Origin of the sequence: Parachitinimonas caeni (assembly GCF_030129945.1) — a bacterium.
Classification (GTDB): Bacteria; Pseudomonadota; Gammaproteobacteria; order Burkholderiales; family Chitinimonadaceae; genus Parachitinimonas; species Parachitinimonas caeni.
On sequence record NZ_JARRAF010000009.1, the window covers coordinates 171,944 to 184,726 of the forward strand.

The following is a 12,783-nucleotide window of genomic DNA, read 5'->3' on the forward strand; positions in this document are numbered from 1 at the left end:
CTCCGTCCCCGCAAGGGGGATGCCGTGGCTGTAAGCCGCTTTGCGGCAACAGCCACGCAAGGCCAGGTCGATTTTTGGGGCATGGCGTTGTTAGGGTTCGCTTATTTAGCCCGCTAAACCACGCTTACCCTGCCTAGCCCTGCCCCAAAACTCGGCCTGGCGCGACCGGAAACAAAACGTCAACAGAGCCTAGCTGGCAGCCGATGGATGCAAGGCCGGTGCAGACCGGTTCCCGTCGTGGCAGATGTCCGCCAGTGTTGATTGGGTGCAGCGTCGGCCCCTGCGGGCTCTGACAAATTCGGTAAAACTGGCGCCGCCTCCCTCCAGAGCGGCGCCAATGACGGCAAGCGGAGCCGGATCAGCCTTTCTTGGCGGTAGGAGCCGCATCCTTCAGCACATTTTTGCCTTCGGCAAAATAGCGCTCGAAATGCTTTTCAACCGATGCCGGGTTGAAGTCGAGGAAGGTGCCGCCCGACTCGAAGTGCTGGACGAATACCTTGCCCAAGGCGTAGGTCGAGGCTCCTGCGGTCAGCGATACCGCAGCGGCGCCGGCAAACTGGCCAACCAGAGGCACGATTTTCAGCAGGCTGGCAACCGGTGTGGCGATTGCGGCCGGGGCATAGGCACCGATCACGGCGCCGGCGAGCTTTTTGCCAAGCTGCTCGGTGAGGGTGTAGCCATAGAAATCGCCAAGCTTGCGCAGCAGGTTTACCTGCACTGCGCTCAGGGCCACGATATCAACCCCTGGTACGGGAATCAGGCCCACGCTCAGGGCCACCAGCGAGTGGGTCTCGATGGTGCTCTTGGTGGCCGCCATGCGCTGATCCAGACTCAGATTCTTGGCAGTGGGTTCGGCGGGAGTGGTGGCAGGTGGCGTTGCTGGCGCTTTGCTATCAACGGTTGTTGCGTCCATATGCTGACATCCTTATTCAATGAAGATGAGACACTGAGGCCAATCAACAATAGACCATTTTTTCAAAATGTGTAGGAAGTGAAAGCGCCGTAGACAAAATTTAATAATCCTCACGTAATCGGCCATACGTAAGGGTTTTATGCAAATTGCAAGGTTGTTTGGCAGGGTTGGCTTGTCTGAATGGACAGGTAGGTGCCAAGGTGGGGTGCCAACTTTGGCAAATAGGTTAATGCTTGCAAAGGCCAGTATGGCGGGAAATTTATTCGAAATTCATGAAGCAGGCTGTATCAAATAAACCCGGCCTGGATTCAGGTGCTCGGTGGCTCTGATGGGTGGGGCATGGCGACTGCTGGTTAATGGCTTTGGCAGTCAGGTTTTGCGGGAGATTTATTCAGGTAAGCGCCTTGTGGCGCATGGTTTTAGGTGCGGGGTGCGCCCCGCATGCGCCTTCCTTTCTTTGCTTCGTCAAAGAAAGGAAGCAAAGAAAGACGACCCGGCTTCACCGCCCTTACGGGTTCCCTGCGCGCCTGCATCCGTGGCGGCCGGCGCAGAACTCGCCCGCCCTCTGGCCGGGCTCAAACAGGCTGCGCCGGACACCTCCGCCCCGGATTCCGGTGCTCGGCGGTTCAGACGGGAAAGGGTTCATAACAACGCTTTCCGGTTTGAAGACATGGCAGGTGGTGTGGTTGAGGTGCCAGCCAAGAAAGAAGGGTGCATGCGGGCACAACCCCGATCCCAAATACTGCACCAACTGCGCTTGCTGCCCTATCTGGCAAGCGTCTTGTTTGACTGCTGGCGTGTCAGCAGCCTTGCTGCCAATACCCCGCCAATGAAGCCGAACAGATGACCTTCCCAAGACACGCCGGGCTGATTGGGGAGCACCCCCCATAACATGCCGCCATAGACCCCTCCTACGGCAACAGACAGGGCGATTGAAGACAGGCTGCGTTCAAAATAGCCCTTGAGCAGCAGATAGCCCATATAACCAAAAATCAGCCCACTGGCGCCAATATGCAGGGCAGGCGCCCCCAGTAACCAGGTGCCGAGGCCGCCAACCACAGCGACGATCAGGCTGGTGTAAATGAATTCCGCCACACCATGCAGAATCACCAAACCACCCAGAATCAAAAATGGCAGGGAGTTGCTGAGCAAGTGGCTGAAATTGGCGTGCAGAAACGGCGAGAACACGATGCCGCGCAAGCCGATGATCTGGCGCGGCAGCAGACCGTATTGATCCAGCGTGGTGCCAAACAGCGGGCGAGCGATGTAAGCGTCGGTGATCTCCACCAGCCACATCACCGCCAGCAGACCAAGCAGGAACGTTAATTGTGATTTGAGCTGGGCAATCGGGGTGCGGGGTTTGGGCAAGGCCACTGGGCTCTCCGGGCAGATTCAGTCGCGTAACGCTGCCATAACTGGGTTCGAATCACCAGTAGTGAGCTGCTGCAGCAAGTCGCGGGCCTGGCGAAGGCTGGTCAGGTGGATGAACTGGACGTGGGAATAGGTCGGGTCGCGCATCAGGGCCAGATTGCGTTGGCGTTGGCTGCGGTGGGTGTTCCAGACCCAGAGGAGGATCGACTGGCGCGAGAAGGCGCGGCCCAGCGATTCACGGTTGCCGGTGCCGGGCCACAGCTCCTGCCGGGCCATTACCCGTCGCTGGGTTCGTCTGCCAACTTGCCATAGCGTCTGCCAAAGCGGCAGATCAAGCCAGATCACCGTACATGGTTGCCGCCATTTGACGCCTTGGGTGCGTGTGTAGCTGCCATCCAGCACCCAGCCATCGCGGCCAGCCAGGGTCGTTGCAATGCGTGCCAGCCAGGTTGCGTCGTCAGGCTCGGTCCAATTCGGGCCCCAGTACAGCTGGTCCATCTCGAAGTAAGGCACATCGAGCTGCTTGGCCAGCTGGCGGCTGAGCGTGGACTTGCCGCTGCCACTACAGCCGATGACATTGATGCGACGATGCTGCAGACAGCGTGTCTGGGTCATTGCCACTTCCGTTTCAGCTGCTCCCACCAGCTGGCCTCACGGATGGCGGCGGACGTGGCTTCCTGTCTGGCGCCGGGCGGTGGCACCGGTGGTGCCCGGTCGGAAACGCGTTGCGGCGGAGCGTGGGCCACCTTGTCCTGACTGGTGACGTGCGCCGGGACATGCGTCATGTCCTCGGTCTTGGCGGCCGCAGCGACCGACTCCGAGGCGGCTGCCTTGGCTGTCTCGGCTTTCTTGGCGGTCGGGCTCTGGTGGTCTTCAGTGTTCATGATCAGTGGCAGACCATTCTTGCTATTGCCAATCACCACAATCTTGGCGTTTGGCGAGTTGGCCAGGGCCAGAGTGGCCTCAATGCCGCGCCATTTCAGATAGGAGTCGGACATGGTGTTGCTGACGATTTCCTGGAAGTTGCGGATGCCCAATGCCTCAATCCGCTTGCGATCCGCCTCCTTCTCCTCCTTGGCGATCTTGTAGGTGTATTCGTCCACCTCATGCGAAGCCGTGGCCTTGCGCACGATGGCCTCCTGCACGCCCTTGGGCAGGGTAATGCCCTTGATGAGCACGTCTTCCAGGGCAAACCACTGCACCACTTGCTTGCATTTTTCCGGGTCGTAGTTGGAACTGATCTTGGCGCAGTCTGCGGCAGGGTCGGGGTTGAAGTTGTTGGTCAGTTCGTAGCGCACTGCGCGGGCAATCTCGTTTTGTATCTGCAAACGGCGTTCGGTGTAGATCTCGTCGGGCCGATACAGCGAGATGACGTCGCGGGCGCGTGCGGTGATGGTCGGGTTGAGCAGTTCATCTTCATATTTGATTCCGACATATTTGTGCAGCTTGCCGATATTGCCGCGCACCAGGCGGTAGTGCCAGACGAGGTCGAGGGAAATGGTCAGGCCGTCCGAGGAGAGGGCTTCGATCTGCCGCTCGACCTGCTTGAGCCGGATGTCGTAGACAATCAGGCTATCCCAGGGCCAGGTCAGCACGGTGCCTTCACCCGAAGGGGGGCCGGTATCGGTGCCTTCGCCAAAGCGATGCCAGCGCACGGCCACATGGCCCGAGGGTACCGAGTGGATGATGGTTGGCAGCAGGAAGATAACCAGCGCCAGCGTGATGAAGGCAAGGATGACCAGATCGTCGCGATAACCGCGCAGTTGCTGCTTGAGGTGGGCCCAAGGGCCCTCCGGCCACAACTTGGGCTTGTCTTCGGGGAGGTAAGGATCGTCAATGGCTTCACTATTCATGGGCCGCATCCTTGGTGAGTTCGGTCAGACGACCTTCGTCCATATGCAGACGGCGGTCGGCTTGATGAAAATAGCGGTCGTCATGGGTAATCGCGATCACGGTCTTGCCCATGGCTTTCAGCTCGGGAATCAGCTCGTTGTAAAACTTGGCGCGAAAGTGCGGGTCCTGATCGGCCGCCCATTCGTCGAGGATGATGATGGGTTTGTTCTCGAACACCGCAGCAATATAAGCCAGCCGCTTACGCTGACCGGTGGAAAGGTCGGTCGTCGAGAAGCGGTCGGGCAGGATTCTGACCTTCTCGGCAATTTCCATCCGCTCGGTCCAGCGGGTCGCTTCATCCAGCGAGGGCATGGCTACCCCGTAGAACTTGGCGAACAGGTGAAAATCGGCAAATACGCCGCAGAACAGGTCGCGATACGCCTGCACATGCTCGCGGGTCACCCCCACGCCATCGAGCACGATTTCACCGGCAGCGCAGGGATAGAGGGCCGTCAGCATTTTCAGGAAAGTGGTTTTGCCGCTGCCGTTGCCGCCCGTAATGAAGATCACCTCACCGGCATTTACGGTCAGGTTGATCGGTCCGACAGAAAAGCGGTTGTCACCCGAAGCATGGCGGAAATAGGCGTGCCGCAATTCGAGCCGGCTGAACTGCGGGGCACGCGGGTCGTGTGCCAGCTCTTCCTGCAGTGGCTCTTTCAGATTGTCGTCGAGCAGATCTGACAGGCGCTGGATATTCTCGGCCGCTGCATTGGCCACGGCCATTTGCGGAACGGCCGTCATCACCCCCGAGATCGGGCCGATTAAAAACATCACGGCCGTCAGCGTCTTCATGATGGTTTCGGAATAGCTGGGTACCAGCGTGGGCATGATGAAGACCACGGCACCCAGCAACACAAAGAACGACACCTGGGCAAAGATGAAGTGCGCGGCCAGCGCACCCTGCGCCTGCTTGCGGAAGGCCGAAGTGCGGGCCGACGCTTCGGCGGCGTCGGCAATCACGGCATAGGCGCGGCGGGTGGAGAGCTTGACCTCCTTGAAGCCTTCGAGAATGCCCGATACCAGATCGTGCAGGGCTCCCTGTTCCATGCCAGCCTTTTGCAGCGCGGCTTTCACCACCAGAATCTTGCGCCGGTAGATCTGTGCGGCGATGCCGAGGATCAGCACAACCAGAATCAACGACGTCGGCGAGATGGCGGCCAGATAAATGGCAGCCCAGATGATGAGAATCACGGCCTGCACGCCCAGTACCAGACCGTTGGCGGTTTGCGAGATGACCTGGGTATCGGCGGTGATGGCATTGAAGATCAGCCCGCGACCGATGTGCTCGATGCCCGCCAACTCGCTGCGATGCAGTTTGTCGATGAGCCCCTGCCGCTGGCGGTGCACAACGTTTTCGACTTCTTCGGCGGTCACCAGCAGCACATAGCGCTGAGCGTAGACATAGGCAAACACGGCCAGCCCGAACAGAACGACCGCCTGAAACTGCGAGCCGCCTTTGCCGAGCATGGCGGCAGCCTGATTGACGATGGCGAGCACGGCCGCATTCGAGCCACCGGCGACCGCCGCCATCATGCCAAGACGCGGCAGGGAGGTTTTGCTCTCCCGTGCGAGCAATTGAAACAGCTTCATGAATCTCCTCTAACAGCCCTCTGAGCGTGGCGACCGGCGCCTTGCGAGTTGCGCGTTGCCGCAGCAGGCGGCGGCGCATCTGTACGCAAGTCAGGTGGAATGCCTGCGTGGCGTACCCGGCCTTGGGCTCCCGGTGGCACCGGCCGCTGGCAACCGAGAATTGAAAGTGCTGCTGAGCCTGGGCGCTGCTGACATTTTGTTTCCGGACCACATTTTGTTGGATGGGGATCGGATGCCAGGTGGAAAGTGCACCGCTGAGTGGCAAGCCACGCGGCTTTCCGCCGGGCTGTCAACTCTGCAGCTGGCCCCGATCCGGCGAACCCCTCCGGGCCGTTGCAACCGGAAACAAAACGTCAACAGAGCCTAAGGCCGGCGACGGTCTTCCTGCTTGCGACGTGCCTCGTTTTCGAGCGAGGTGAACATCAATAGATACAGGGTCATGATGACGGGCGTGACGATCACCGAAAACAGAAAGCAGCGGAAGAAGCCCAGACGGGTCTGGCGACCCAGATAGGCCACCATCAGACACAGGGCGAGATACAGCAGAAGCGGTAACGGCATGGCAGGTCTCCCTCTGATTATTGTGTGGGTCCAGCAGTTGGATACCCCAAAAACCCCGGTTTTCGTGCGATGCGCGGCGGCCCGCCAAAAAGCCAGGGCGTTTCAAGCTACCCCATTGTGTTGATTCGGTTGTGATGCCTCTGCGCTCAGCCCGTCTTGCGTTTGAGCGGCACGCCCCCGCCATGCACCGGGTGGATATCGCCAGAGCAGTCATCGCCATTGCTGTATTTGCAGTACAGGATTTCCACCTCACCCTTCAGGCCGGAGCAATTGGCGGTATCCAGCTGATAAAAATATCGGAACACCGAACCCCGAACCGGCACGCCGTTGAAGTTGGTCACGGTCGAGCCGACGATCTTGTCGCTGCCTTGCCCGGTGAAATTGGTGGTAAAGGCTATTTCGCGGATCGCCGTATTCGAGAAATTCACCACCCGGAACTGTGGCGAACAATACTGCGGCGCCCCGGTGGCATGGGGGACACCAAATAGCAGCACAGATCCGATGGCAATGAAAATCGGCCCGCGTGGCCGTTTGCGGCGAAGCGCGCTTTGTAGCGGGTCGCCGGTTTCAGTGATGCTGCCGCCGCCTGCTGTATCGTTGCTGGCCAGTGCCGGGGCAGATACCAGGGCCGGGGCTGCCAGCGATACCAGCAGAAGCAGAAGGCCAAAACGGCGGGAAGCGGCGCGGATCATGGGTTTGGGCTAGATCGGGTTCAAGGACGTGGCCGGTATAGACCATGTTGTAAGGTCGGCGCAAACCGCACGGCCAAATTCCGGCTCGGTCCGCAGGAAAAAATGCTCGCCGTCGAACTCCCGCAGCGCGAACGCTGCCTGGGTGTAATGCTGCCAGCCGGCCATCAGTGCTGGCGAGGCGCTCGGGTCGCTGCGGCCGGCATAGGCAAAGATCGGGCATGTCGCCGGCTGCAGGGCGGGCATGGATTCGAGCACGGCAAAGTCACGGCGTAGCACCCGTATTGCCATCTCGGCCAGGCTGGGTTCTTCCAGCACGCCAGCGGGCAGCCCGCCGTAGCGCTCGACATGCGCAATGAACTGCGCCTGCGGCAGATTGGCGATGCCGTGGTAGGGCGAGGTACCGTCCGGGGCGCGGTTGGCGGCCAGCAGCAAGCCCTGGGGGCCGGGCATGCCCAGCTCCCGCGCCCGGTTTTCAATGCCCAGCGCGACTCTTGCCCCCATGCTGTAGCCGAGCAGGGCGTAGGGCTGATCAAGATAAGGCTGCATGGCGCCGAGAATGCCATCGACCAGCAGGCTGAAATCGCGCAGGCAGCGTTCATCCATGCGCGTTTCGTGGCCGGGGTATTGCACCGGCACTACGGCATGGCCAGTCAGCACGCGCCGGAATGGCAGGAAATTGGAGGCGCCGCCACCCGCAAAGGGCAGGCAGAACACGCGCAAGGCAGCACGGGATGACCCCATGCCAAAAGGAAACCAAGGGTTGGAAGTGGCTAAAGCTGTCATCGGTAAATAATTCTTTTGATGTTTTGGTTTTGCAGGGCCGGGCGGTGGCAGGCCTCTATATAAACAAGCGCTTATTTGTCGCGCATCATTTATCGGCCAATAGTCGGAGCATTATCCGCAATTGGATTGTCCGGCTGCCGGCAATCTGTTTGACCATGCTGACTATTTAAATATCAGCATTGGCTGATGCCTGGTTGCCGAAAATCCCGCCGCCATGCAATGCCAGCGCATTTAAGCACAGTTGCTGGCGTGCTGCATCGGTCTTTCGTCAAGGCTGTGGCAGGCTTTGAGCTGGATTGCAGCTTTCCTTTGGCGATTCAAAAAGTTGAATCAACAAGCGAGTGACGGGTTTTCTTTACATCCGGCGATTCTGTTCTAAATTCCTAAGACTGCCTGCTGTAGCGTGCTGAATGGCGACTTGTAATTGGCAAAACATTGTCTACGGTAAGGGGTGCCAAATTTGATAATCGCTGTCGGGTATTCACCCGCAGGGAGGGTGAATTCGGTGCAAACACCCAATTTGCCCGCCTATGACAATAAAAATAAATTTTCATTAATTTTCAGATATATGCCGCATTACCCCCATTGTTTGTGCCATGTTTGATCGGAATTCCTTCTGGAAGCTGACCTTGTTGACAGCTTTCTGGAGGCCGCTTGTCCAAAGCCCGGCTCTGCTGGGGTTTCATTCTGGATCGTGTTTCGTCGGATTTGAGTCTGGCGTGAGGCTTGAACAGCGCACTGCTCGGTGGTCAACCACGCGATGCACCGCCTGGCAGCCAACATCGCAGCAAGTCCAAATCGGCCTCAACCGGGAATGAACCTTTCAGCAAGGACTGGGATCTGTTGACGCCATGCAAAAGGGTCTCTGATGCTAAAACCCGTGATTCATCCCGATGGCGCAGCGCTCGCTGCAGATCACACCGAACTGCGCCTGCAATATGAGCTGGACGATGCACTCACCGCCGAGACGGGCTGGGTGTTTCTGACCGGCATGCGGGCTCTGGTGCGGCTGCCTTTGCAGCAGGCCGATCTGGATCGGCAGGCAGGGTGGAATACCGGAGGGTTCGTCAGCGGCTACCGTGGCTCGCCGTTGGGGGGGTATGACCAGCAGCTGGGGCAGGCCAAGCCCTTGCTGGCGGCCCGCAATATCCGCTTTCTGCCAGCCGTCAACGAAGAACTGGCGGCGACGGCCGTACTGGGAACGCAAAGGCTGGATGCTGATCCGGAGCGGACCGTCGATGGCGTGTTCGCACTCTGGTATGGCAAGGGGCCAGGATTGGACCGGGCCGGCGATGCGCTGCGGCATGGCAATGCCTATGGCGCGGCGCGCCGTGGTGGCGTACTGGTGGTGGTGGGCGATGACCACGGCTGCGTGTCGTCGTCGATGTCGCATCAGAGCGAAGGGGTGATGGCCGCCTGGTCGATGCCGGTATTGCACCCCGCCAATGTGGCCGAGATTCTCGAATTTGGTCTGTATGGCTGGGCGTTGTCGCGCTTTTGTGGGGCCTGGGTCGGGCTGAAGCTGGCTTCCGAGACAGCCAATTCGGCCAGCTCGGTGTGCCTCGATGCCATTGAGACCACCTGGTTGCCGCCGGAAGAGAGCGATGAGCTGGCCGACCGTCACAACCGCTGGCCAGATCTGCCCGGCATCGCCATTGAAGCCCGTATGCCCCGCAAGCTGGAGGCGGCGCGGCGGTTTGCGGCCGGCAACAGTATTGATAAATGGCTGGCGCTGTCCCCGCATGCCCATCTGGGCATCATCACCTGCGGCAAGGCGGCGCTGGATGTGCAGGAGGTCTTGTCTCAGCTGGAACTGAGCCCGGTACAACGCGCGCAGCTGCGGGTGTACAAACCAGGGCTGGTATTTCCGCTGGAGCCACAGCGCCTGCGCCAGTTTGCCCAAGGGCTGCGGGCGGTTCTGGTTGTTGAAGAAAAGGCCCCGATACTCGAAAACCAGCTGCGCAGCCTGCTCTACAACCTGCCGGATGCCGAGAGGCCTCGCTTGCTGGGCAAGACCGATCTGACCGGTCAGCCCCTGATACCACTGGTGGACGAACTGCGGCCATCCAGCCTGCTGCCGGTGGTCGGACGGTTTCTGCAGGGGTTTGGTGGCGAAGCCTTTGCGACGATGCCGCTTGCCGGCTGTATGGCTGCAGCGCTTGATCCGGCGCAGCTGGCCAGTCTGCCTAAGCGCCTGCCTTTCTACTGTGCAGGCTGCCCGCACAACCTCTCGACCAAAGTCCCGGCCGGCTCGCAGGCAAGAGGCGGGACAGGCTGTCACTTCATGGCATCGTGGATGAATCGCGACACAGTGGGCTTGGTGCAGATGGGCGGCGAGGGGGTTGACTGGCTGGCGCAAGCTCCCTTCACCCGGCGGCGTCACGTCTTCCAGAATCTGGGCGACGGCACATACTTTCATTCGGGTAGCCTGGCGATCCGTCAGGCGGTGGCGGTTGGCGCCAATATCACCTTCAAGATTCTCTATAACGACGCCGTTGCCATGACGGGCGGCCAGCCGGTGGATGGCCAGCTGACTGTGCCACAACTGGCCTGGCAGGTTGCCAACGAAGGCGTCCGGCAGATTGTCGTGGTACGCGAGACGCCCGAAACCGGGCAGGAACGGCCGACCAGCTTTCCGCCAGGGACGCGCCTGGCAGGGCGAAGCGAACTCGATACCCTGCAGCGCGAACTGCGCGAGCTAGATGGCGTCTCGGTATTGATCTACGACCAGACCTGTGCGGCCGAGCTGCGGCGGCGCCGCAAGCGGGAAGGGGAGTCCGGCCTGCCCACCCGCGTTTATATCCACCCGGATCTTTGCGACGGCTGCGGGGATTGCAGCGCGCAGTCCAACTGTATCGCCATCGAGCCGCTGGATACCCCGTTGGGCCGCAAACGCCGTATTGACCAAACCGGCTGTAACAAGGATACCGCTTGCCTGGAGGGCTTCTGCCCCAGCATGGTGACCGTGCAGGGGGCGCGGCTGCTGCAAGCCCCAAGTGTTGGATCGAGCCTGCTGACCCAGGCCGACACCCTACCGGCCCCGAATGTCGCGGTGGCGACCGAAGGCGTGCTGAATATGGTGGTGGCGGGTATTGGCGGTACCGGCGTGGTAACGGTGGGGGCCATTCTCAGCATGGCGGGCCATCTTGCCGGCCGTGCCGTTTCGACACTCGACTACACCGGCATGGCGCAGAAGGGCGGGGCAGTGCATTCCTTCATCCGCCTCGCAGCCCGGCAGGACCAGCTCAACCAGAGCCGGGTGGATCTTGGCCAGGCACAGCTGGTGCTGGCCTGCGATCTGGTCGTCGGCGCCAGTGCTGCCGTGCTCGGTACCCTGCGGCCGGACTATAGCCGGGTCGTGCTCGACCCGCGTGAGACACCAACCCATCATTTCGTTCAAGACCCTGACGCCCGTATCGACGGCCCGGCGCTGTTGCAGGCCCTGGCCCAGGCAGCCGGACCCCAGCAAATCGCCAGGGTCGAGGCGCACGAACTTTGCCAGCAACTGCTTGGCAACACCGTCTGTGCCAACATGGTGCTATTAGGTCACGCCTGGCAGAGCGGCTGGATTCCCCTCCCGCTACCCGCCTTGCACCGGGCGATTGAACTGAATGGCGTGATGATCGTGCAGAACCTGCAGGCTTTTGCGCTGGGGCGGCTGGCCGCAGCAAGGCAGCTGGAACGCTTTCTGAACAAACCCGATACATCGCCCCCCCCGACAGACGATCTGGATAGCGTGCTGCACGAAGCCGACAGATTGCTCTCGCAATACCAGGGCGCTGCTTATAGCCAGCGCTATCGCGAGCTGGTGAGCATGATGCACCTGCGCGAATCGGCATTGCTCGGCCAGCCCCAGGCCGGGCCGCTGACACTGGCGGTAGCAAGAACCCTGTTGCAACTGATGGCTTACAAGGATGAATACGAAGTCGCACGCCTGCTCAGCAATGGCGTATTGCAAAATCATCTGGCAGGCGCTTTTCAGGGCACTGCAGGCCGTGACTATCGCCTGAATCTGCATCTGGCACCGCCGTGGCTGCACTGGCGTAAGACCGCCAGCGGCAGGCCCGCCAAATGGCGCTTCCATTCTGGCTGGCGTTGGCCGCTGGCCATGCTGGCTCGGCTCAAATGGTTGCGCGGCAGTTGGCTTGACCCCTTTGGCTGGACGCAGGAACGACGCATTGAGCGCCAGCTGATCCGCCACTATGAACATCACATCAAACTCATCAGCCAGCAGCTGACACTCAAAAACCACGCCGAGGCCATCCAGTTTGCCAAAGCCGGGCAGATGATCCGGGGGTTTGGCCCGGTCAAACAGGCCAATATCCTGAAAGCCCAGCAACGCGAGCAGCAACTGGCTACCCGGCTGGAGATCCCCTATCGCCCCTTACTGGAAACCCACCCAAGCCCCCCAGACGCACCCCCCCGCCCCGGCACCAGCGTGGCAGGACAGACGGTGATCCCCATCAAGCTATTGCCTTAGGGTGGGCACAAACTGCTGTGGTGGTGATTCATGCCGCCTTGCTATGGCGAACCATGAAGTCAGGGCAATAATCTGTCTGCATAGGCAGGTCATACCCTTTGTCATAGGCAATGGCGGCAAGGGCTGTCAGGGTGAAGGATAGATAGCCAATGTGATCGTTCTGCAGGTAGTAACCCTCTTCCTCCCAAAAGCCGTCGTGATCGGTTTCTCGCTCCCAGTAGCGTTGGTGTGCAATTAGGCCCTGCTGGTAGGCTACTTGAAAAGCTGTGGCATTTTCCTTTATCAGGGCCGTTAAAGCTTGCAGGCAAGGAATCATCAAGCGGCAGAAATGGTGGTGGTAATACGCCTCACGCACCTTGCCTTTGGGTGGTTTGGTGTCAGGTTCCGCCTGTTTATAAACTTTCCTCGTAAACAGATCCGGCTGTTTAACCTGCCACTGTTTCATAGCCTCAATCGGAGACAAGAAGTTGAGGGCTTTTTGTGGGATGTGATGATTGTAG

The 12,783-nt window shown here is 60.1% G+C and carries 10 protein-coding genes; 1 reads left to right on the forward strand and 9 read right to left on the reverse strand.

What is annotated here, in order from left to right:
- Positions 1–358: 358 nt before the first annotated feature.
- The 8 genes from PZA18_RS10065 to PZA18_RS10100 form a co-directional block, all read right to left on the reverse strand.
- A complete protein-coding gene (locus tag PZA18_RS10065) occupies positions 359–913 on the reverse strand; it encodes a YcjF family protein (protein ID WP_284100707.1) in 555 nt (184 codons plus the stop codon).
- A gap of 765 nt (positions 914–1,678) precedes the next feature.
- A complete protein-coding gene (locus PZA18_RS10070; protein WP_284100708.1) occupies positions 1,679–2,287 on the reverse strand; it encodes a rhomboid family intramembrane serine protease in 609 nt (202 codons plus the stop codon).
- An 18-nt stretch (positions 2,288–2,305) separates the two neighbouring features.
- Complete coding sequence (locus PZA18_RS10075; RefSeq protein ID WP_284100709.1) at positions 2,306–2,899, reverse strand: P-loop NTPase family protein; 594 nt, start codon at positions 2,897–2,899, stop codon at positions 2,306–2,308.
- On the reverse strand, positions 2,896–4,137 hold the full coding sequence (locus PZA18_RS10080; protein WP_284100710.1) for a prohibitin family protein: 1,242 nt from the start codon (positions 4,135–4,137) through the stop codon (positions 2,896–2,898). The genes PZA18_RS10075 and PZA18_RS10080 overlap by 4 nt, the downstream gene beginning before the upstream one ends.
- Positions 4,130–5,767: a cyclic peptide export ABC transporter gene (locus tag PZA18_RS10085; RefSeq protein WP_284100711.1), complete on the reverse strand. Its 1,638-nt coding sequence runs from the start codon at positions 5,765–5,767 to the stop codon at positions 4,130–4,132. The genes PZA18_RS10080 and PZA18_RS10085 overlap by 8 nt, the downstream gene beginning before the upstream one ends.
- A gap of 363 nt (positions 5,768–6,130) precedes the next feature.
- The gene (locus tag PZA18_RS10090; protein WP_284100712.1) at positions 6,131–6,328 is read right to left on the reverse strand and encodes a hypothetical protein; all 198 of its coding nucleotides are present in this window, start codon (positions 6,326–6,328) and stop codon (positions 6,131–6,133) included.
- Between the two features lie 146 nt (positions 6,329–6,474).
- Entirely contained in the window at positions 6,475–7,020 is a 546-nt protein-coding gene (locus PZA18_RS10095; RefSeq protein ID WP_284100713.1) for a hypothetical protein, read from the reverse strand.
- Between the two features lie 9 nt (positions 7,021–7,029).
- Complete coding sequence (locus tag PZA18_RS10100; protein ID WP_284100714.1) at positions 7,030–7,761, reverse strand: thioesterase II family protein; 732 nt, start codon at positions 7,759–7,761, stop codon at positions 7,030–7,032.
- Between the two features lie 910 nt (positions 7,762–8,671).
- On the opposite strand from PZA18_RS10100, the gene PZA18_RS10105 reads away from it, so the two are divergent.
- On the forward strand, positions 8,672–12,283 hold the full coding sequence (locus tag PZA18_RS10105) for an indolepyruvate ferredoxin oxidoreductase family protein (RefSeq protein ID WP_284100715.1): 3,612 nt from the start codon (positions 8,672–8,674) through the stop codon (positions 12,281–12,283).
- A 28-nt stretch (positions 12,284–12,311) separates the two neighbouring features.
- Here the strand turns inward: PZA18_RS10105 and PZA18_RS10110 are convergent.
- Positions 12,312–12,783: Imm49 family immunity protein (locus tag PZA18_RS10110; RefSeq protein ID WP_284100716.1), on the reverse strand; the 472-nt coding region annotated here is incomplete at its 5' end.